Source organism: Cupriavidus sp. WS, assembly GCF_000395345.1.
GTDB classification, from domain to species: Bacteria; Pseudomonadota; Gammaproteobacteria; order Burkholderiales; family Burkholderiaceae; genus Cupriavidus; species Cupriavidus basilensis_B.
This window is the reverse complement of the sequence record NZ_AQPL01000123.1, coordinates 36,799-57,893: the sequence shown is the minus strand read 5'-3', so window position 1 is coordinate 57,893 and position 21,095 is coordinate 36,799. Positions and strand designations below refer to the sequence as shown.

At 68.1% G+C, this 21,095-nt stretch carries 20 protein-coding genes; 16 read left to right on the top strand and 4 right to left on the bottom strand.

What is annotated here, in order from left to right; genetic code table 11:
• Nucleotides 1–618: AMP-binding protein (locus K206_RS0111405; RefSeq protein WP_020202543.1), on the bottom strand; the 618-nt coding region annotated here is incomplete at its 3' end.
• A 236-nt stretch (nt 619–854) separates the two neighbouring features.
• Between K206_RS0111405 and K206_RS0111400 the strand changes: the two genes are divergently transcribed.
• The 6 genes from K206_RS0111400 to K206_RS0111375 all read left to right on the top strand — a co-directional run bounded on the left by K206_RS0111400 (nt 855) and on the right by K206_RS0111375 (nt 7,179).
• A complete protein-coding gene (locus K206_RS0111400) occupies nt 855–1,106 on the top strand; it encodes a helix-turn-helix domain-containing protein (protein WP_020202542.1) in 252 nt (83 codons plus the stop codon).
• Nucleotides 1,107–1,108: 2 nt separating this feature from the next.
• On the top strand, nt 1,109–2,446 hold the full coding sequence (locus K206_RS0111395) for a type II toxin-antitoxin system HipA family toxin (protein WP_020202541.1): 1,338 nt from the start codon (nt 1,109–1,111) through the stop codon (nt 2,444–2,446).
• A 100-nt stretch (nt 2,447–2,546) separates the two neighbouring features.
• A complete protein-coding gene (locus tag K206_RS0111390; RefSeq protein ID WP_020202540.1) occupies nt 2,547–3,722 on the top strand; it encodes an acyl-CoA dehydrogenase family protein in 1,176 nt (391 codons plus the stop codon).
• 170 nt (nt 3,723–3,892) lie between these two features.
• Entirely contained in the window at nt 3,893–4,165 is a 273-nt protein-coding gene (locus K206_RS0111385; protein ID WP_020202539.1) for a helix-turn-helix domain-containing protein, read from the top strand.
• Nucleotides 4,162–5,466 carry a HipA domain-containing protein gene (locus K206_RS0111380; RefSeq protein WP_020202538.1) on the top strand — a complete coding sequence of 435 codons (1,305 nt, stop codon included), beginning with the start codon at nt 4,162–4,164 and terminating at the stop codon, nt 5,464–5,466. The genes K206_RS0111385 and K206_RS0111380 overlap by 4 nt, the downstream gene beginning before the upstream one ends.
• A gap of 75 nt (nt 5,467–5,541) precedes the next feature.
• Nucleotides 5,542–7,179, top strand: coding sequence for a histidine kinase N-terminal 7TM domain-containing protein (locus K206_RS0111375; RefSeq protein WP_029043501.1), 1,638 nt, complete (start codon nt 5,542–5,544; stop codon nt 7,177–7,179).
• A 15-nt stretch (nt 7,180–7,194) separates the two neighbouring features.
• Here the strand turns inward: K206_RS0111375 and K206_RS0111370 are convergent, their stop codons facing one another.
• Nucleotides 7,195–8,496 (bottom strand): UDP-N-acetylglucosamine 1-carboxyvinyltransferase, encoded by a 1,302-nt coding sequence (locus K206_RS0111370; protein WP_020202536.1) that lies wholly within the window; start codon nt 8,494–8,496, stop codon nt 7,195–7,197.
• Nucleotides 8,497–8,738: 242 nt separating this feature from the next.
• Nucleotides 8,739–9,152, bottom strand: a complete 414-nt coding sequence (locus K206_RS0111365) for a hypothetical protein (RefSeq protein WP_020202535.1) — start codon at nt 9,150–9,152, stop codon at nt 8,739–8,741.
• A 171-nt stretch (nt 9,153–9,323) separates the two neighbouring features.
• On the opposite strand from K206_RS0111365, the gene K206_RS0111360 reads away from it, so the two are divergent.
• From K206_RS0111360 to K206_RS0111330, 7 genes are all read left to right on the top strand, one after another.
• Entirely contained in the window at nt 9,324–10,124 is an 801-nt protein-coding gene (locus tag K206_RS0111360) for an IclR family transcriptional regulator (protein ID WP_020202534.1), read from the top strand.
• A gap of 204 nt (nt 10,125–10,328) precedes the next feature.
• Nucleotides 10,329–11,471 carry an iron-containing alcohol dehydrogenase gene (locus tag K206_RS0111355; protein ID WP_020202533.1) on the top strand — a complete coding sequence of 381 codons (1,143 nt, stop codon included), beginning with the start codon at nt 10,329–10,331 and terminating at the stop codon, nt 11,469–11,471.
• 350 nt (nt 11,472–11,821) lie between these two features.
• Nucleotides 11,822–12,304, top strand: a complete 483-nt coding sequence (locus K206_RS0111350) for a tripartite tricarboxylate transporter TctB family protein (protein ID WP_020202532.1) — start codon at nt 11,822–11,824, stop codon at nt 12,302–12,304.
• 5 nt (nt 12,305–12,309) lie between these two features.
• On the top strand, nt 12,310–13,851 hold the full coding sequence (locus tag K206_RS0111345) for a tripartite tricarboxylate transporter permease (protein WP_029043499.1): 1,542 nt from the start codon (nt 12,310–12,312) through the stop codon (nt 13,849–13,851).
• Between the two features lie 191 nt (nt 13,852–14,042).
• A complete protein-coding gene (locus tag K206_RS0111340; RefSeq protein ID WP_020202530.1) occupies nt 14,043–14,987 on the top strand; it encodes a DnaJ C-terminal domain-containing protein in 945 nt (314 codons plus the stop codon).
• 4 nt (nt 14,988–14,991) lie between these two features.
• Nucleotides 14,992–15,309 (top strand): chaperone modulator CbpM, encoded by a 318-nt coding sequence (locus K206_RS0111335; RefSeq protein ID WP_020202529.1) that lies wholly within the window; start codon nt 14,992–14,994, stop codon nt 15,307–15,309.
• Between the two features lie 146 nt (nt 15,310–15,455).
• The gene (locus K206_RS0111330; RefSeq protein ID WP_020202528.1) at nt 15,456–15,821 is read left to right on the top strand and encodes a glyoxalase superfamily protein; all 366 of its coding nucleotides are present in this window, start codon (nt 15,456–15,458) and stop codon (nt 15,819–15,821) included.
• A gap of 104 nt (nt 15,822–15,925) precedes the next feature.
• Here the strand turns inward: K206_RS0111330 and K206_RS0111325 are convergent, their stop codons facing one another.
• The gene (locus tag K206_RS0111325; RefSeq protein WP_029043498.1) at nt 15,926–17,563 is read right to left on the bottom strand and encodes a hypothetical protein; all 1,638 of its coding nucleotides are present in this window, start codon (nt 17,561–17,563) and stop codon (nt 15,926–15,928) included.
• Between the two features lie 517 nt (nt 17,564–18,080).
• Here K206_RS0111325 and K206_RS0111320 point away from each other — a divergent pair.
• From K206_RS0111320 to K206_RS0111310, 3 genes are all read left to right on the top strand, one after another.
• Nucleotides 18,081–20,273, top strand: coding sequence for an SdiA-regulated domain-containing protein (locus K206_RS0111320; RefSeq protein WP_020202526.1), 2,193 nt, complete (start codon nt 18,081–18,083; stop codon nt 20,271–20,273).
• Between the two features lie 167 nt (nt 20,274–20,440).
• Complete coding sequence (locus K206_RS0111315) at nt 20,441–20,704, top strand: type II toxin-antitoxin system Phd/YefM family antitoxin (RefSeq protein ID WP_020202525.1); 264 nt, start codon at nt 20,441–20,443, stop codon at nt 20,702–20,704.
• Nucleotides 20,701–20,970, top strand: a complete 270-nt coding sequence (locus tag K206_RS0111310; RefSeq protein ID WP_020202524.1) for a Txe/YoeB family addiction module toxin — start codon at nt 20,701–20,703, stop codon at nt 20,968–20,970. Before K206_RS0111315 ends, K206_RS0111310 begins: the two co-directional genes overlap by 4 nt.
• The last annotated feature ends 125 nt before the right edge of the window (nt 20,971–21,095 follow it).

Sequence of the window (21,095 nt, the reverse complement as noted above, 5' to 3'; positions counted from 1 at the left end):
CCAGGCCGAGGCCAGCAGGCTGCGGTGCGACAGGCCGGCGCCCTTGGGGCGGCCGGTGGTGCCGGAGGTGTAGATCACCATCGCGAGGTCGTCCGGCGCGACGCGCGCCTCGGCCGCCCGCAGCGCGGCGCGGTCCGGCGGCGTGTCCAGCAGTTGCGCGAAGACGGGCACGCCGGGCAGCGGCTCCGGCATGGCGTCGATGGGAATGACGTGGCGCAGCCCGGGCATGCGCGGCAGCAGGCGCCCCAGCATGCCGAGGAAGTCGAAGCCTTCGGCCCGCGGCACCGTGAAGACGGCCTTGGCGCCGCTGTCGTTGACCATGTGCTCGATCTCGTGGTCGCGGTAGCGCACGCTCAGGCCCACCACCGCCACGCCGATGCGGGTGGCGGCGAAGAACAGCTGCAGCCATTCGATCTGGTTCAGGCCGATCAGCCCGATGCGGTCGCCATGCCGCAGCCCCAGCCCGAGCAGGCCGCAGGCCAGCCGCGCCGAGGCGGCCTCGACCTCGCCGAAGCTGTGCGCCTGCTCGCCGCACAGGTAGGCGGTGCGCTTGTCCCAGCGCTCGCTGGCTTGCTGCAGGGCGGCGCCGATGGTGGCGGGCGGCTGGGTCGGGACCATGCGGATTCTCCGTTGGGGGAAGGGAAATGCGCTTGTGCGGCAGCTTGAGCACAGGAGCGTAGCCAACGCGGCGGCGCAAGGCTTGCGGAAAGTGGCTGGCCGGGCCTCCGGCGGCGTGCGGGGCTGCGCCGCCATTTACGAATGACATGCGTAAATGATAAATACCCACTTCATTGGTATTTGCAAAATACCCATATTGTTTGTAAAGTGACATTACCCATGTCGTAGGCAAGACCATGAAACAACAGCTTTCCACCGCCACGCAGCTAGGCCAGGTGCTGCTATCCGCACGGCGGGCCGCCGGGCTGTCGCAGTCCGACCTCGCCGCGCGCCTCGCCGTCAGCCAGAGCCGCATCTCCCACATGGAACTGAACCCCGGCACCATCAGCGCCGGCCAGCTGCTGGCGCTGGTGAGCGTGCTGGGGCTGGAACTGGTGGTGCAGGACCGCGGCGCGGCGGACGCCGCGGCGCCCGCGGTGGAGTGGTAGCGATGGGCCGCAGGTCGCACGCGCGCGCGTTGTCGCTATGGGCCAACGGCGAGCGCGTGGGGACGTGGCGCATCCCCGCGCGCGGCGAGATGGAGCTGCTGTACGACCCGGCGTGGATGGCCTCGCCGGCCGGGCGGCCGCTGTCCCTGTCGCTGCCGTTCGGCGTGGACGCCGCGCCGCTGCGGGGCGAGCGGGTGCGCAACTATTTCGACAACCTGCTGCCCGACAGCGACACCATCCGCAAGCGGCTGGCCACGCGCTTCCAGACCGCCGGCACGGACGCCTTCGACCTGCTCGAAGCCATCGGCCGCGACTGCGTGGGCGCCGTGCAGCTGCTGGCGGAGCACGCGCAGCCGGCCGGCCACGACCGCATCGACGGCACGCCGCTGTCGGACGCCGATATCGCCGCCTTGCTGCGGCAGACCGTCGGCCCGGCCGCGCCCGGCGCGCGCGACGACGACGATTTCCGCATCTCGCTGGCCGGTGCGCAGGAGAAGACCGCGCTGCTGTGGTACGGCGGGCGCTGGCTGAAGCCGCACGGCGCCACGCCGACCACGCATATCCTCAAGCTGCCGCTCGGGCTGGTCGGCAACAAGCGCGCCGACCTCGGCACCTCGGTCGAGAACGAATGGCTGTGCCTGGCCATCCTGGCCGCCTACGGGCTGCCAGCCGCGCGCGGCGAGATCCACGCGTTCGACGGGCAGAAGGTGCTGGCCGTGCAGCGCTTCGACCGCCAGATGCATTCGTCGGGCAACTGGATCCTGCGGCTGCCGCAGGAGGATTTCTGCCAGGTGCTGGGCGTGCCGCCGCACCTCAAGTACGAGGCCGACGGCGGCCCCGGCATGCGCGACATCGCGCAGATCCTGCGCCAGTCCGTCGACGCGGACGCCGACCTGGAAACCTTCCTCGCCACGCAGGTCCTGTTCTGGATGCTGGCGGCGCCCGACGGGCACGCCAAGAACTTCAGCATCCGCCTGCTGCCGGGCGGGCGCTTCCGCATGACGCCGCTGTACGACGTGATGTCGATCTGGCCGGTGGTGGGCAACGGCGCCAACCAGTGGTCCTGGCACAAGGCCAAGCTGGCGATGGCGGTGGCCGGCAAGAACCGGCACTACCTGTTCAAGGACGTGCAGCGCCGGCATTTCAACGCGATGGCGGCGAAGTGCTTCCACGGGCCGGACGCCGAGGCCATCATCGGCCGGCTGGTCGCGCGGACCCCGGCCGTGATCGCGCAGGTGAACGCGGCGCTGCCGGCGGGCTTTCCGCAGAAGGTGGCGGACAGCATCCTGGGCGGGCTGGCGGCGTCGGCGCGGCTGCTGGCGGACATGCCGGCGCGGTAGGGGAGGCGGGCGGCGGCGCCGACCACTTAGCGCAAGACGAACCGCGGCGGCGCGGCCTATGTTCGGGACTCCCAGCCACCCGCCACAGACCGGATTGCGCATGCCCCTCCCGACCCTGCCGCCACTGCCGCACTACTTTACCGCCGAGCACGAACAGTTCCGCGGCACGCTGCGCGCGTTCGTCGCGCGCGAGATCACGCCGTTCGCCGGCGCGTGGGACGAGGCCGGCACCTTCCCGCGCGCGCTCTACCGCCGCGCCGCCGAGATCGGCCTGCTGGGGCTGGGCTACCCGGAGGCGTTCGGCGGCACGCCGGGCGACCTCTTCTACCACATCGTCCAGGCCGAGGAATTCGCCCGCAGCGGCTCGGGCGGCGTCAACGCCTCGCTCAACTCGCACACCATCGGCCTGCCGCCCATCGTCGCGGCCGGCAGCCCGGCGCTGCAGCAGCGCGTGCTGCCGCCGGTGATCGCCGGCGAGAAGATCGCCGCGCTGGCCATCACCGAGCCCGGCGGCGGCTCCGACGTGGCCAGCCTGCGCACCACCGCCGTGCGCGACGGCGACCACTACGTCGTCAACGGCGAGAAGACCTTCATCACCTCCGGCATGCGCGCCGATTTCATCACCACCGCCGTGCGCACCGACCCCGCCAACAAGGGCGCGGGCGGCATCTCGCTGCTGCTGGTGGAGGGCAGCCCGCCCGGCCTGGCGCGCACCGAGCTGCGCAAGATGGGCTGGCTCGCCTCCGACACCGCCCACCTGCGCTTCGACAACTGCCGCATCCCCGCCGCCAACCTGATCGGCGAGGAAAACCGCGGCTTCCCGCTCATCATGCGCAACTTCAACGCGGAGCGGCTCGGCATGAGCGCCAGCGCCTACGCCTACGGCGAAGCCTGCCTGCGCGAAGCGCTCGACTGGGCGCGCCAGCGCCACACCTTCGGCCAGCCGCTGGTGGCGCGGCAGGTGATCCGCCACAGGCTGGTGGACATGGCGCTGCGCATCGAGGCCGCGCGCAACCTGGTCTATGACCTGGCCTACCGCGTCCAGCACGAAGCTGGCGACCCCGCGCAACTGGTCGCGCGCACCTGCATGGCCAAGATCCAGGCCACCCAGGCCATGCAGTTCTGTGCCGACCAGGCCGTGCAGATCCTCGGCGGCATGGGCTTCATGCGCGGCACCCTGAGCGAGCGTGTCTACCGCGAGGTCAAGGTAATGATGATCGGCGGCGGGTCGGAGGAGATCATGAAGGACCTGGCGGCGCGGCAGCTCGGGTTTTGAGGCAGGAATTTTGAGGCAGGAACGGCGATAGCGTATTCGTTCGTGACTTTTATGGGGCAAAACAAGGTGGCCGCCCGGTAACGTATCCGATTGAAGACGGTATATGCCTTGCAAGGCTGGGAGGCACTATACTGTCTTCGTCCGCATACGTTATTTCCTTCCCGTCACTGATGCAGCATCCCATCTCGGCACCCGCGAATCTCGGGCAACTCGCCCGCGCCGCGCGCATGGCGCAAAAGCTCACGCGCGACGAGCTCGCGCGCGCCACCGGCCTGTCTCCCGCCTTCATCTCCGCGGTGGAGCGGGGCAAGGAAACCGCGCAGGTCGGCAAGGTGCTGCTGCTGCTGCAGGAACTCGGCGTGCGGCTGTACGGCGAAGCGCCGGACGTGCAGGCATTGATGGCCGAACAGGGCGGGCTTGCCCGCCGGCGGGTGCGCAAATGAGCGAGGACCGCACGCTTGCCGCCTACGCGAACGGCATCAAGATCGGCGAAGTCACCGACAGCAACGGCGTCTGGCGCTTTGCCTACGACGCCGGCTGGCTGCGCGAGCCGGGCCGTTTCGCGCTCTGCCCGAGCCTGCCGCTCGGCCCGCAGGCATTGGTCGACAGCAGCACCGACCGGCCGGTGCAGTATTTCTTCGACAACCTCCTGCCCGAAGAAGGGCAGCGCGCCTTGCTGGCCGGCGCGGCCCGGCTCGACATCGAAGACGCGTGGGGCATGCTGGCGTTCTATGGCGCCGAGTCGGCGGGCGCGATCACGCTGCTCGCGCCGGGCCAGCAGGAACCCGCCCGCAGCCGGGTGCCGCTGTCCTTCGCGGACTTGCATCAGCGCATCCAGGACTTGCCGGGCCGGCCGCTCGACGCCAGGGCGCCCAAGCATATGTCGGTCGGCGGCGCGCAGCACAAGCTGGCGGCCATCCTGGTGGGCAAGCCAGGCGCCCGCCAGTTGCTGGAACCGGTCGGCGCCGAACCGTCCACCCACATTCTCAAGCCGGAAGCCAGGGGCACCGCGTGGCCGCATGCCGCCATCAACGAGTTGTTCTGCATGCGGCTGGCGGTGCGCGCGGGCCTGCCGGTGCCGGCCACCGAATTCCTGCGCGTGCCCGCGCCGGTCTTCGCCATCGCGCGTTTCGACCGCGACGCGAGCGGCGACGCGGTACGGCGGCGGCATGTGATCGACGGCATGCAGTTGCGCGGCAGGAGCCGGACGCTCAAGTACACGCACGCATCCACGCAGACCTTGCGCGCGCTGATCGATCTGACCCGGACCCGCGCGGCCGCGCGCCTCGGCATCTACCGCTGGGTGGTGTTCAACCTGCTGGTGGGCAACGGCGACGCGCACATGAAGAACCTGTCGTTCTTCGCCGACCCGGACGGCTACAGCCTGGCCCCGTTCTACGACATCGTCAGCACCGTGGTCTACGACACCAGGAACCACCGCGACAACGCGCCGTACTGGCCGGATTCGGAGTTGTCGATGCAGATCGGCGCGACCCGGCACTACCGCGACCTCCGGCGCGTGGACGTGATCCAGGCCGGCCAGGAACTGGGCCTGAGCCGGGCCGCCGCCGCCTTCGAACTCGATGCCATGATCGCCGCCGTCACGGAGCACGCGAATCCCGTCCGGGCGGAGGTGGAGGCCGAGGCCATGCCGGATGGCGGGGAAAGCCGGATCCTGAATGCGATCCTGGCCATGCCGGTCAAGGAAATGTCCGAACGCCTGCGCATGCCGGGCGGAATATAGCGGCATGCCGCCTTATATAATCGGCGGCGTCCCCCGCCGGCGCTGCCGCCGGGCGGGTACCCTGGAACCGGCCGAATGCCTTCGTACCCCTTAGTTCTCTGTCTGACCTTCGCGGTCGTCGGCAGCCTGACGATGGCCCTGCTGGCCTGGACCCGGCGCGACGATCCCACCGTCAAGGCCTTCCTGGTGCTGGCCGGCGGCACGGCGCTGTGGAGCGGGGGCCGCCTGCTGGAGTTGAGTTCGGCCGAGCTGGAAGCGCGCGTGCTGTGGGCCCAGCTGCAGTACGTCGGCATCCTGGCGGTGCCGATCGGCTGGTTCTGCGCCATGCTGCAACTGAGCCGGCCGAAGCTCGCCGTCCCGCGCTGGCTGCTGTCGATGCACGCCGTGGTCAGCGTGGTGACGCTGGGCCTGGTCTTCACCAACGAGCAGCACCGGCTGATCTGGTCGGCGATCGCGCTGGTGCCGGGCGGGGCGCCGCCGGGCGCGGTCTTCACCCACGGGCCGGCCTATGCCGCGCTGGCGGCGTACACCTACCTGCTGCTGTTCGTCAGCCTCTATTTCCTGGCGACGGCGCCCGTGCCGGGCAGCAGCCTGACGCGCGGCGGCCGTGCCGTGCTGGCCGGCGGGCTGGTGCTGCCGCTGCTGGCCAACGTGGCCTACCTGACGCGGCACACGGGGCCGCTGGGCGGCGACCTGACGCCGGCCACGTTCTCGGTGATGACGGTGCTGGTGTGGTTCTGCGCGCTGCGCGGCCATCTGGAAGACGTGGGGCACTACGCCCGGCTGCGGGTGTTCGATTCGCTGCACGAAGGCTGCGTGATCGCCGACGCCAACGATGTCATCGTGGACTCCAACCCGGCGGCGCGGCGCCTGCTGGCCGACATGACGCGCGGCCAGCCGGTGCCGCGCGCGTGGCGGCATGCCGTCGAGGCCAGCCGCGCGGGCGCGCATGGCGGCGGGTCCCATCTGATTTCCGAGGAGCGGGTGGACTACGAGCTGACGGTGGAGTCCGTGCGCAACCTGAACGGGCGGGCGGTGGGCATCATCGTGTTCCTGCGCGACGTGACGCGCTTCCGCTCGCGCGAGCAGGCGCTGACGGTGGAGAACTCCAGCCTGGCGGAGCGGCTGGGCGAGACCGAGGAAAAGCTCTCGCGCATCGAGGCGGACCTGTACCGCGATGCGCTGACCGGCGCCTACAACCGGCGCTTCTTCGAGCGCGAGGCGGCCGCGGTGGTGGCCGCGGCGTGCGAGCGCGGCCTGCCGGTGGGCTTCCTGCTGATCGACGTGGATTACTTCAAGCAGTACAACGACCTGCACGGCCACGTGCATGGCGACGAATGCCTGCGCCGCGTGGCGGGCGCCATCGGCGGCGCGCTGCGCGATGGCCTCGGCAGTCCCGGTGGCGCCGGCGGCTTCTGCGCGCGCGTGGGCGGCGAGGAATTCGTGGTGGTGCTGCCATCGGCGGCGGCGCCGGACACGCGCGCCGCCGGCCTGCGCCTGCTGGAGGCGGTGCGCGCGCTGCGCCTGCCGCACGGCGGCTGGCCCGAGCACCCTTACGTGACCATCAGCGTGGGCGCGGTGTGCGAGATACCGGCCTCGCCGCGGCTGGAGGCGCTGCTGGAACAGGCCGACGCCGCCATGTACGAGGCCAAGCGCAATGGCCGCGACCGCTTCGTCATGCGCGACCAGGCAATGCTGGCCACCTGTCCCTGAGCCGGACGGACCCGGTTATTCCTCGCTGGTCCACTCCACCTGCACGCCCAGGCTGCGCAGGTTTTCCACGAAGCGCGGATGGGCGCGGCGGATCGGCGTGGCGTTGCGGATCTCGGAGCGGCCGTCGATGCTGGCCGCGACCATGAACAGGGCGATGGCCACGCGGATGATGTACGGGCTTTCCACCACCGCCGGCGTGAGCGGGTTGCCGCCGAAGGTGATGAGCCGGTGCGGGTCGGACGAGAACACGTGGGCGCCGAACTTGGAGAGCTCGCCGGTCCAGCCCAGCGCGCCGTCGTAGACCTTGTTCCAGAACATGGCGTTGCCCTTGGCGCGCACGCCCAGCGCGATGAAGATGGGCAGCAGGTCGACCGGGAAATACGGCCACGGCGCGGCTTCCACCTTGGTCAGCACGTTGCTGGTAAACGGCGTCTGCACTTCCAGCGGGCCGGGGCAGGTGGCGCGCGACCAGCCGTCCTCGTGCGTGATCTGCACGCCGAACTTGGCGAAGGTGCGGTCGATCAGCGGGAAATTGCCGGGCGCGCTGTTGCGCACCACCACGTCGCCGCCGGTGATGGCGCCCAGCGCCAGGAAGGTGGTGATCTCGTGGAAATCCTCGTCGAAGTGGAATTCGCCGCCGCGCAGCGCATGGCCGCCGTGCACCGTCACGCGCGAGGTGCCGATGCCTTCGATGCGCACGCCGAGCATCTCCATGAAGCGGCAGAATTCCTGCACGTGCGGCTCGGACGCCGCGTTGGTCAGCGTGGAAACCCCATCGGCGGCGGCCGCGCACAGCACGAAGTTCTCGGTGGTGGTGACGGAAGCGTAGTCGAGCCAGTGATCGTTGGGCGTCAGGCGGCCGGCGCTGCGCACCAGCAGCGAACCGTCGGCGCGCTCGATCTGGCCGCCGAAGCGGCGGAACACGTCCACGTGCGGATCGATCTCGCGCACGCCCAGCGTGCAGCCCTTGACGTTGTCCTCCAGCCGCGCCACGCCGAAGCGCGCCAGCAGCGGCGGCACCAGCATGATGGACGAGCGCATCTCCTCGGGCAGCCGGTGGCTGGCCGCGTCGAAGCGGGTGTCGCGGTGGTGCAGCTCCAGCGTGCCGGTGGCGTGGTCCATGCGCACGTCGCTGCCGAGCGTGCGGAAGATGTCGAGGATCTTGCGCACGTCGGTGATGTCCGGCACGCCGTGCAGGCGCAGCGGCTCCGCCGTGAGCAGCGTGGCGCACAGCACCGGCAGCACCGCGTTCTTGTTGGCGGAGGGGATGATGCGGCCACGCAGAGGCGTACCACCGTGCACGATGAGATTGGACATGGATCAGGAATAAGGGGACTGGCTGGGCTGACGGAGACTTGACGGAGACGGATCGAGGCTGGCCGGAGCGCGACAGCGCGGACCGGCCGCGGGCGCGTCCCGCATTGTACTTGCGCCGGCGCGCCGCGACGCAGCCCGGCACGTCACCTTGTTCTCCTTTTGCCCGCCCTTTGTCTCCCTTTGTCGCCCTTTCCCGGCACGCATGCCCGCCACGGCACCCGCGCGGCGCTCAGGGACCGGATTCAGGGACCGAAGCTCGAGCGGGCCTGGATGCCCCAGCCGCCGGCCTCCAGGGTCATGACGTACATCGAGTCATAGACGCCGATCACACTGTGGTCCTTGCGAAAGCGCGTGTAGCTCAGCAGCACGTGCGCCTTGCGGGCATTGCACTGCACGACCTCGCGCGATTCCCAGCGGCTGTATGACCAGCCGTCCGCTTCTTCGAGCCGCTTGAACAGGTCCATCGGGTTGCTGCCGGGCGCTTCGTAGATCGTGGTGGTGCCGTTGGCGAGCCGGGTGTGCGGGAAGTGCATGCAGCGGTCCATCGCCGCGGCGTCGTGGTCGTTGAGCGCCTGCATGAAGGCGTCGAGGACGGCGTTGCAGGCGCGCTGGATGTCTTCGCGGGCGGCGACGTTGCTGGTGGATGCGGTGGGCATGGAGGGAAGTGTCTCTGATTTTATGGAACATGAGTTCCGTTTATTTTTGATTGCACGGAAAGAGAAAGTCAAATTTTCTTTGGTCTTTCGAATTTACGCCTGCTTCGACACTTGCATTGCCATTTTTTCCGAATATAATGGACCTCATGTCCCATTTTAAAGATCCGCAGCGTGAACACCAGGACCGCGACCACCCCCGACCCCGATGACGCCGACAAGGACCAGGTTTCCGCCCTCGCGCGCGGCCTGATGCTGCTGGATTGTTTCCGCTCGCAGGAGCGCTTCCTCGGCATCCAGGAACTGGTCGAGCGCACGGGGCTGCCGAAGGCCACCGTGTCGCGGCTGGCCTACACGCTGCTGGCCAACGGCTATCTCGAATACGCGCAGGCGCAGGCCAAGTTCTACCTGGGCGCGCGGGTGGTCTCGCTGGGCTTCTCCGTGCTGGGCGCCATGCGCGTGCGGCAACTGGCGCGGCCGCTGATGCGCGAGCTGGCCGATGGCTGCTCGGCCTCGGTCGGCATCGGCATGCGCGACCGCCACACCATGCTCTATGTGGAGAACGCGGCCAGCGCGGCCAACCAGAACTTCCGCCTCAACATCGGCTCGCGCGTGCCGCTGGCGACCTCGGCGATGGGCCGTGCCTATTACTGCGGCCTGACCGGGGACGAGCGGGAAGGGCTGCTGGCCGAGCTGTCGCAGCGCGCGCCGTCCGAGTTCGGCCAGATCCGCGACTCGCTCGAAGCCGGCCTGAAGTCCTTCCGCGAGCTGGGCTTCTGCCTGTCCGTGGGCGAATGGCAGACCGACGTGAACGCCGTGGGCGTGCCTTACCGCTCGGCCGACGGCACCGCGGTGCTGGGCTTCAATTGCTGCGGGCCAGCTTACCAGCTGACGCCCGGCGATCTGGTGGAGAAGTGGGGCCCGCGCCTGCTCAACGTGGTGCGCAACGTCGAGGCGGCGGTATTGGCTGCCTGACCGGCCGCCCGACCGGCCACCTGATTGGCCACCGAACTGGCCACCTGAGCCGGCCCGCCGCGCGGGCCTTCCCTTCCTGATTTACCGAGGCCGGGCGCCAGCGCCCGGCCGGGGCGGCTTCGTGCCGTGTCATGCCACCGCCGGGTTGCCCGGCCAACATAACGAAGGATCACGATGAGACAAGGTTCATTCAGCATTCCGCCGATGGAACGGGTATTTTTCGGGCGGCCGTTCGTCGAGGTGGTCCTGGAGGAAGTGGAGCGGCTCGGCGCGCGCCGCGTGTTCCTGCTGGTCAGCAACACGCTCAACAACAAGACCGACGAGATCGGCAAGCTGCGCGACGCGCTGGGCCCGAGGTTCGCCGCCATCCACGACGACATCCCCGCGCACATTCCGCGCGATGCGGTGCTGCGCGCGGCGGCGGTCGCGCGCGCGGCGGACGCCGACCTGATCGTGACGGTCGGCGGCGGCTCGATCACCGACGCCGGCAAGAACGTGCAGCTGTGCCTGGAGCACGACATCACCGAGCTGGACCAGTTCGAGCCGTTCCGCCTCAAGACGGACCCGGTGACGGGCGTGGTGGAGGCGCCGGTGTTCCGCGGGCCGAAGGTGCGCCAGATTGCGGTGCCGACCACGCTGTCGGGCGGCGAGTTCCACCAGAGCGGCGGCTCCAACGACCCGGTCAGGAAACTCAAGCAGAGCATCCGCAACCCGCTGATGATTCCGCGCACGGTGGTGTTCGACCCGGTGCTGACGCGGCACACGCCGCTCGGGCTGTGGCTGTCCACCGGCATGCGCGCGGTCGACCACGCGGTGGAGTCGTTCTGTTCGCCCTACGGCAGCCCGTTCGTCGACGGCACCGCGCTGCAGGCGCTGCGCACGCTGCCCGATGCGCTCAAGCGCACCCGGAAGGACCCCGGCGACATGGAAGCGCGCGCCGACGCGCAGGCCGGCATGTGGCTGTCGCAGATGGGCATGTGGTCGCTGGTGCCGATGGGCGCCAGCCACGGCATCGGCCACGTGCTCGCGGGCACCTTCCACGTGCCGCACGGCCATTGCACCTGCGTGACCTTGCCGGGCGTGCTGCGCTTCAACAAGCCGGTGACGGAGGAAAAGCAGAAGCTGCTGAGCGCGGCGCTGGGCGACGCGAACTGCGAGACGGCCGACCTCGTGGCCGAGCTGATCGACGCGCTGGAGATGCCAAACCGGCTGCACAAGGTCGGCGTGGAGCGCAAGGACTTCGAGCTGGTGGCGAGGAACGCGCTGCTGGACCGCTGGACGCACAGCAATCCGCGCAAGTTCACGGGGCCGGAGGAGATCATCGCGCTGCTGGAGCAGGTCGCGTAGGCGCGGCGCGCGGGCCGCCCGTGTATGGGCCCGCCGCCGGAAAGTTCCGTCCGCGCATGCGTCATGTAGTGATCTATTTTGTATCGGAATTTGTACAAAGTAGAAACATTGATTTTTCCCCGGAATTTCATTCGGACGAAAGCCGAATGCAAGGCGACGGTAAGCGGTTTGGAAGGCTGCGTTCATAGAGTCTCCACACGCCACGGCATCCGCGATTCATTCGCGGCGCGGTGGTGCAGAAATAGGAGACGAAAGGACCAGCCTATGTACCAAGACACCCACACATACCGCCCCGCGGCCACACGGCCGGCGGCGCCCCCCTCGCTGCCAGCGATCCGGGGAGCCGCGCAATGAGCACACCCTCCCAATTCAAGAAGGACTACTACGGCGGCGCCCTGATGACGCTGGTCGGGCTCGCCTCGGTCACGGCCGGGCTGCAATACCGCACCGGCACGCTGGCCCACATGGGGCCCGGCTTCTTTCCGGTCGCTGTGGGCACGCTGCTGGCGCTGGTCGGCGTGATGATCGCGCTGTCCGCGCGCGGCGAGAAGGCCGCGGCGGCGCCGGTGCCGGGGCATGACCACAGCCACGGCCTGCCCGACCTGCGCGGCTGCGTCTGCATCGTGCTGGGCGTGCTGGCGTTCCTGCTGCTGGGCAAGTACGGCGGCCTGATTCCCGCGACGTTCGCGATCGTGTTCATCTCGGCGCTGGGCGATCGCAGCAACACGATCAAGCAGGCCATCGTGCTGGCGCTGGCGATGTGCGTCATCGCCGCGGTGGTGTTCTGGTGGGCGCTGCAATTGCAGTTGCCGCTGTTTACCTGGGGAGGCTGATCATCATGGTCTCGAGTGCTTTGCATGACCTGTGGTTCGGCTTCGGCGTTGCCTTCCAGGGCACGAACCTGATGTGGTCCTTTTTCGGCGTGCTGGTCGGCAACCTGATCGGCGTGCTGCCCGGCATGGGCGCGCTGTCGGCGATCTCCATCCTGCTGCCGCTGACCTACGCGATGCACCCCGTGCCCGCGGTGCTGATGCTGGCCGGCATCTTCTACGGCTCGCAGTACGGCGGCGCCATCGGCGCGATCCTGCTCAACCTGCCTTCGCATCCGCCGCACGCGGTGACCTGCCTCGACGGCTACCCGATGACGCGGGCGGGCAAGGGCGGCACGGCGCTGGGCATCACCATGATCTGCTCGTTCTTCGCCGCCTCGGTGGGCATCATCGTGATGATCTTCGCCTCGCCGCTGCTGACGGAAATCTCGTTCAAGTTCGGCCCGACCGAGATCTTCTCGATCATGCTGCTGGGGCTGCTGGCGGGTTCCACCATGTCGCGCGGCTCGCCGCTCAAGGGAGTGGCGATGACGCTGTTCGGCCTGCTTTGCGGCGTGGTCGGCACCGACGTGAACACCGGCACGTTCCGCTTCGCGCTGGACATCCCGGAGCTGAGCGACGGCCTGGAACTGGTGGCCATCGCGATGGGCCTGTTCGGCGTGGCGGACTTCCTGCTCAACGTCAACCGCATGGCGGTGGTGCACAACAAGGGCTCGCTGCGCATCCGCGACATGCGGCCCTCGATGGCCGAGCTGAAGGAGGCATTCTGGCCGATGGTGCGCGGCACCGGCGTGGGCACCGTGTTCGGCGCCATGCCCGGCACCGGCCCCACCATCACCACCTTCATCGCCTATGCGCTCGAGCGCAAGATCTCCAAGACGCCGGAGAAATTCGGCACCGGCATGATCGCGGGCGTGGCCGCGCCGGAGGCTTCGTCGCACTCCAAGACGCAGGTGGACTTCATCCCCACCATGAGCCTGGGCATCCCCGGCGACGCGGTGATGGCGCTGATCCTCGGTGCGCTGATGATCCAGGGCATCTCTCCCGGCCCGCAGCTGATCGGCGAGCACCCGGACATCTTCTGGGGCCTGATCGCCAGCTTCTGGATCGGCAACGTGCTGCTGATCGTGCTGAACGTGCCGCTGATCGGCGTGTGGGTCAAGCTGCTGCAGGTGCCGTACCGCTACCTGTTCCCCTCGGCGATGTTCTTTATCGTGGTGGGCGTCTTCAGCACGCAGAACAGCCTGTTCCAGATCTGGGAAGTCATGGCCTTCGGCCTGATCGGGGCCTTGTTCATGTGGCTCGGGTTCTCGGTGGCGCCGATCCTGCTCGGCTTCGTGCTGGGGCCGATGGTGGAAGAGAACTTCCGCCGCGCCTTGCTGCTGTCGCGCGGCGACATGATGATCTTCGTGCAGCGCCCGATCAGCTGCACCTTCGTCGTCGCCTCCGCGCTGCTGCTGCTCGGCGTCACGTACTCGGTGTGGCGCGGCCGCAAGAAGCCGCGCAAGCCGATCGAAGTCCCCGCCAGCGAACCCGCGCTGAGCAAGTAATACCCCGCGTAGCGCCCCCGGCGCGGATTGCCGCGGTCATGCGCTGGCATGACCGGCAAGCCGCCGGGGAAGGCGGGGCGCGCGCCCCGCCACGAGAGAATCACACGCCGCGCCCCGAGCCTTGGCTATACTTGAGCGGATGCCGGCCGCGAGTGCCGGCCGCATCTCGCAGTCCCTTGCCGGGAGCCCGCATGGAGTTCAAGGATTACTACGCGACGCTGGGCGTGGAGCGCACGGCCACGCAGGACGACATCAAGCGTGCCTATCGCAAGCTGGCGCGCAAGTACCACCCCGACCTGAACAAGGAACCCGATGCGGAGGCCCGCTTCAAGGACGTGGCCGAGGCATACGAGGCGCTGAAGGACAGCGAGAAAAGAGCCGCCTACGACGACGTCGAGGCGCGCTACAAGTCCGGCCGGGAGTTCACCCCGCCGCCGGGCTGGGACAGCGGCTTCGAGTACAGCGGCGGCGATGGCTATGCCGGCGCCGACATGGACCACAGCGATTTCTTCGAGACGCTGTTCGGCGCCCGCGCGGCCGGCGCGCGCGGCGCGCGTGGCACGCACATGGCCGGCAGCGACCATCACGCCAAGGTGCAGATCGACCTGCGCGACGCCTACCGGGGCGCCCGCCGCACCATTTCGCTGCGCGTGCCGCAGATGGACGCGGACGGGCACGTGCGCATGCGCGAGCGGCAGCTGGACGTGAGCATCCCGAAGGGCATCCGCGGCGGCCAGCACCTGCGGCTCGCCGGGCAGGGCGGCCCCGCCATCGGCGATGCGCCGGCCGGCGACCTGTACCTCGAAGTCGCGTTCGCGCCGGACCCGCTGTTCCGCGTGGACGGCGGCGATGTCTACGTCGACATCCCGGTGGCGCCCTGGGAAGCCGCGCTCGGCGCGGACGTCATCATCCCCACGCCGGACGGCAGCGTGCAGATGAAACTGCCGCCCGGCTCGGCGTCGGGCCGCAAGCTGCGGCTCAAGGGCAAGGGCATTCCCGGCGGCCAGCCCGGCGACCTGTACGCGGTGCTGTCGATCGCCCTGCCGCCGGCGGACACGGACAAGGCGAAGGCAGCCTACCGGGAGATGGCGAAGACCTTCGACGGCTTTGCCCCGCGCCGTTCACTGGAGGCTTGATGCGATGAGCGATAACGGCATGCCCGGCTTGCAGGGCGTTCTCGTGGAGCAAGAGGTCCAGTTCACGCTGGTCGAACTGAGCGTGGCCTGCCGGGCCGAAACGGATCAGGTGGCCGCGCTGGTGGCGGAGGGCGTGATCCCCGCGCATGGCGAGGACCCGCGCCAATGGCGCTTCGACGGCTCGGCCCTGAAACGCACGCGCACGGCGCTGCGGCTGATGCACGACCTCGAACTGAGCGTGGGCGGCACCGCCGTGGTACTCGACCTGCTGGAGCAGATCGAGACGCTGAGGGCGCGGCTGCGGCAGCTGGGAGAACGATGAGGCAGGCAGGTGACGCAAGACCGGGCGCGGGCGCCCGGGCGCTGCCCGGGCTTTGCAGGTTCCCGGCGCGCATCCATCATTGCCAGTCCGCCAGTCCGCCAGTCCGCCAGTCCGCCAGTCCGCCAGTCTCCCGATCCGCTGAAGCCATGAATCTGTCCGCCGCCATCCCGATCCTCCGCATCTTCTCGATCGACAAGGCCAGGGAGTTCTATCTGGACTACCTCGGCTTCTCGCTGGAGTGGGAGCATCGGTTCGGCGACGACTTTCCGCTGTACATGCAGGTCAGGCGCTCCGGCCTGACGCTGCACCTGAGCGAGCACCACGGCGACGCGACGCCCGGATCGACGGTGTTCGTGCCGGTCCATGACATCGATGCGCTCCATCGCGAACTGGAATCGAAGCCGTATCGATATGCGAAGCCCGCCATCGAAGCCCTCGGCTGGGGACGGCAACTGCAGGTGGCGGATCCATTCGGCAATCGCCTGCGCTTCTGCGAGCTTTCCGAGGACTAGCGCGGTCCGCGCCGGCCCGGCGAAAAAAAAGCCCGCTTCGCAGCGGGCTGTCCAGCCTGTCCATGTGGAATCCGCCCGGCGGCGCATGGCCGCCGGGCAGGACATCACGGACGATTCACCGAAATGTCGAGGTACGGCTTCGTGACGTGCAGGCCGATGTTCACGCCCACGCCGGTGTTGCCCAGCGACATCGCGATCAGTTCGTCCGCGGCGCTGCCCTTGGCGCGATAGCGCAGGCCGTTTACCGGAACGTTCTGCGTCCAGGCGTCGACGCGCTTGTCGTCGATGCGGGTGCGCGTGTACGTGCTGGTCTTGGGATCGACGCTGGTGATCGTGGTGCTCCAGACGCCAAACTGGCTGGCGAGGTCGGCAAATGCCACATAGTCCCAGTACGAGTTGGTCGAACCGGCAACGGGCAGGGCGCGCACGACCTGCTTGGTGGCGACGATGAGGCCGTTCGACTGGCCGATCACCGCGGACACCAGTCCGTCCGTGCCCTTGAACGCCGCCGCCCGGCCAGTGCCGGCGTTGCTGGTCGCCGCAAAGGAGCCGTCGTTGTTGGCCGTGAGCGTGGCCAGCTCGCCGGCGCCCCAGCTCGTGCAGGCGTTATCGTCGTCGCAGCTCGAAGCGGCCGTCATCTTGCCGTTGGCGTCCAGCGTGAAGGTCAGGCGTGACGTACCGTACGTGTTGCCGTTGTCGGCGCTCTGGAAAGCCAGCGCATTCCAGTTGCCGGCGAGGTCGGCCAGCGGCAGCTGCTGTGCCGGCACGACGAAGCCCAGCAGGCCATTCGGCGCCGCCACGGCGCCGGCGCTCGGGATCAGCAGCGACACGCCCGATTTCGAGACCAGCAGGCTGGAAGGGGTGCCGGTGACGTCGAAGCGGCAGGCATCGTTCACGGCCGGCGCCAGCGGCCACGTCGGATTCACGACGGAAGCCGAGATCATGCTGGTCAGCGGCGAATTGTCCGTCAGGGTCAGCGCGTCCGCATCGACGGTCAGCGAGGAGAAGTAGCCGGAACGCAGCCCGAAATACTTGCCCGTGCGCAGGCCCGCGCAGGTGGCGGAGGCCTTCTGCAGGATCGTGCCGATGGCCACCGGGCCCGCGTTGCTGCCGATGGCCGTGGACAGGTCGGCCACGGTGGCCTTGGATGTCGCCAGGCGCGCGGCCAGTTGGTCCAGCAACTGGTCCAGCGCGTTGCCGGCCTTGCCGCCGCTGGCCGCCACCAGCGCGCCCTTGAGCGGGTCGGTGCCGGAGATGTCGACCAGGCCGGTCAGCGCCAGGCGCACGGTATCGGTCGAGGTCGACAGGTTGGCGGCGGTCAGCCGCGCCTGGGCATTGGCGTCGAACTGGTCGAAGAACGTGCTCGTGCTGCCTTGCGCCAGCGCGGCCGTGACCAGTTCGGTCAGCGGCGTGATGTTGGCCACCACGCTGGTGTCCGTGCCGGCTTCCACCACCGAATGCAGCACCGTGCCGTCCGGCGCCACCGCGCTCAGCACGCAGGGGCGCTTGGCGTCGGCGATGTTGATCGTGAAGGTGCCGTCGGCGGCCGTCGTGGCGCTGCCGCCGCCCACCGCGCACTTGGCCTGCACGGTGACGTTGGCCAGTGCCGCGCCCACCGCGGCAGTGCCGCTGACCTTGGTGGTAATGGGCGCAGGCGCAGTTGCTGCGCTATCCCCCGAACCGCCGCCGCACGCGGAAAGCACGGCAGCCGCCAGCCCCGCCAAAACAAGTTTCGATTTCATCCCTGAATGTCTCTTATCTGGTTGATTTCTGTCGCGCACACCGGGAGGTTCCCGACCCTTGACTCCCTTGGCTCTGGCATGCGCTCCGGCCGGCACGGGCTGTCAGGCCAATGCCAGGCGGCGTCGAGTCTCGCGCAACGGTTTTCGACCTGATACCCCGCCAAAGGTGGAGTTGACAAATATGGCGTGCTGCACACTTGGCGAGGCGGGCATTGGTGGCCGGGGCATCCGGGCGCCGTCGTGGGGGGGGCAGGGCGGTGGTGACACGGGCCTGATGCGACCAAGATGGGAGCGGGATGGGAGCGGTTTCACTGCGTTGCCGGTCTTCCGTTGTGTCCCCAGTCAGGCGGCCACTCAGGCAGGCGGGCTTCAGGCGGTCGGGCGCCATTCTGTTTCCCTGAAGCAAAAGTGACATATAAGACCATTAATATGCCTGTTTCTAATTGTAACAACCGCTCCCATCCCGACTATGGCAACCCCAGAAAAACAATTCAAAACCCGGAGACTGGTCTTCCCCTTGACCGCGCTCGCGCTTGCCCTGAGCGCGTGCGGCAGTGACTCCCCGTCCTCCTCCCCGGCAGGCCCCAGCGCCCAGACTCCCGCGGCCAGCGCGCCGGCGCTTTCCTTCGCGGCTGCGCAAGATACCTACGAGCTGGAGAACTACTACTCGACGGGCAAGTACGCGCTGCCGGTAGGGACCGGAGCCAACCTGCTGGCCGCGGAGGCGTCCGGCGTGACCTACAACCAGGACACCGGGACGCTGTTCGTCATCGGCGATGGCGGCACCTCGATCACGCAGGTCACGAAGCAGGGCCAGTTGATCGACTCCATGCAACTGGCCGCCGACGCGACCAAGCCGCAGGGCACGTATTTCTACGACACCGAAGGCATCTCCTGGGTCGGCGGCAACAAGTTCGTGCTGGTGGAAGAGCGCTTCCGGCAAGTCGACCAGTTCAGCTACGTTCCCAACACCGTTCTGGACGGCACCGGCGCGAAGACCGTCAAGCTGGGCACGACCATTGGCAACATCGGCCTGGAAGGGGTCAGCTACGACCCGATGACGGGCGGCTACATCTTCGCGAAGGAAAAGCAGCCCATCGGGCTGTTCCAGACCACGATCGATTTCGCGGCTGGCACGGCGTCGAACGGCTCGCCGACCACCGACAATTCGGTCGACCTGTTCGATCCCACCAAGACCGGGCTGTCCTCGCACAACGACGTGTTTGCCTTGTCGAACATCCTGCCGTCGACGGCGCCCGACTATGACAACCTCGTCGTCATCAGCGGGCCCGACGGCGAAGTCGTCAAGGTCGACCGGGCCGGCAACGTCCACAGCAGCCTGGCGGTGGGCAGCGCCGCCCAGAACGAAGGCGTGACGATGGACCCGGCCGGCAACCTCTACGCCGTGGGCGAGAAGGGCGATGGCACCGGTCCCGAACTGGCCGTCTTCACGCCGACCAAGAACAAGGACGCGGTCGGCGTCGGCAGCAACCTCTACCTGACTTTCCCGCAGGACGTGACCGCCGGCGACGGCTTCGTGGTCCTCAGCAACGGCGCCAAGGATGTCCGCAAGATTCCCGTGCGCGACGCGCAGGTGACCATCAGCGGCAAGGTCGTGAAGATCAATCCCGCCGTCGATCTGGCGCCGGGCTCCCAGTACACCATCAGCTACGCCGATGGCGTCATCAACGGCGCGCCGGCCATCTCCAATGCCGCCGCGCTGTCCTTCAGCACCGTGGGCGAAGCCGACCACGTGGCGCCCCAGCTCGCCAGCACCATGCCGGCCGACGATGCCACCAATGTCGCCGCGAACGCCTCGATCTCGCTGAACTTCAACGAGACGGTGAGCAGGGGAGTGGGCAACATCGTGATCGAAAGCGCCGGCGATACGCGCACGATTCCGGTCACCGACACGGCGCAGGTCAAGTTCAGCGGCTCGTCGGTCATCGTCACGCCCGGCACCCCGCTGCAGAACAGCATCAACTACGATGTCCGCGTGGATGCCGGTGCCGTCCTGGATACCTCGGGCAATGCCTTCGACGGCATCAGTTCGCCCACGGCATTCAATTTCAGCACCGTCTCGCTGGCACCCGTGGTCCCGACCGTGCTGGTCAGCGAAGTGAACTCGAACGAGAGCACGCCCTCCGGCGTCGACTTCTTCGAAATCTACAACTACGGCACGGCAGTGGCCGATCTGTCCGGCTGGAAGTGGAGCGACGACCACGCGACCGCCACGGATGCCAACAACTTCGAGTTGTTCCCCTCCGGCACGGTCATTCCCGCGGGCGGGCGCCTGGTCGTGGTCAACACGACTGACGCCACCGCGTTCAAGACGGCCTGGGGCCTGGATGCGACCACGCCGGTCATCGCAATGGGCGCCAAGGGCATCGGCCTGGGCAAGGAGGACATGGTGGTTCTCTTCGACCAGCAGGGCAAGGTGGTAACGGCCTTCAACTACAAGGGCTCGGCGGTCACGACGACGCAGGCGGACGGATCGACGGTCAGCGTCCCGACTTCGGCGCCTTCCACCGGCGTGACGTTCACCGCGGCCAGCCATGCCGGCACCGCGTTCGGCGGAACGGCAAACACCTCGGCGGTCTGGGACGGCGTTTCCACCTCGGCGCCGGCCTATAAGGCGGCGGTGGCCGGTGAACTGAATGCCTTCGCCGCGCCTGGCGACCCCACCGAGGTCGGCTCGCCCGGCAAGTAAGAAGGCCGACGCAGGACAACGCACCCCGGATGGTCGGTCGACCTCCGGGGTGCGGTTGTTTTTGTGGGGGTGGTGTGGTGTCCGGATTTGGATATTTCAACTGCGATGCCGAACTTCCCGGTGCTAGACTTGTTCCGTTAATTGAACAAGTCTGACGGAGGGAGGCCATGCGCACCGTTCATTTCTCCGATGCCCGCAACAACCTGAAGGCAGTCATCGACCAGGCCATCGCCGATCACGACGCCGTGCTGATCACACGACGCGACGCACCCAATGCCGTCATCATGTCGCAGGAGCAGTACGACAGCTGGATGGAAACGATGCACCTGCTCAACTCGCCGGCCAACGCCGGGCGCCTGATGCGCTCGATTCAGCAGCACCACGCCGGCATGGCCGAGAAGCACGACCTGATCGACCCGGACGCTGAATGACGCGCCCGCTGGCCTTCACGCCTGACGCCCGGGAAGACTATGTGTATTGGCAGGGCCAGGACAAGAAGACGCTCAAGCGCATCAACGCGCTGATCCAGGACGCACAACGCCAGCCGTTCGAGGGCATCGGCAAGCCCGAGCCCCTGAAAGGCAATCTGTCCGGCTACTGGTCGCGCCGCATCGACGACACCAACCGCCTGGTCTATTTCGCCAGCGACGACGAACTGACCATCATCGCCTGTCGCCTGCATTACGGCGACAAGTAGGGCTTAGGTGATTGCATGGCGGCTTTCGGCTAGATCTGGGGCCGTTTGGGGTACGACATTTCTAATTTAGCCTGTACATCTGATGCACGCATAATTAGCCTTATGTTAAATATGCAATCCGGAAC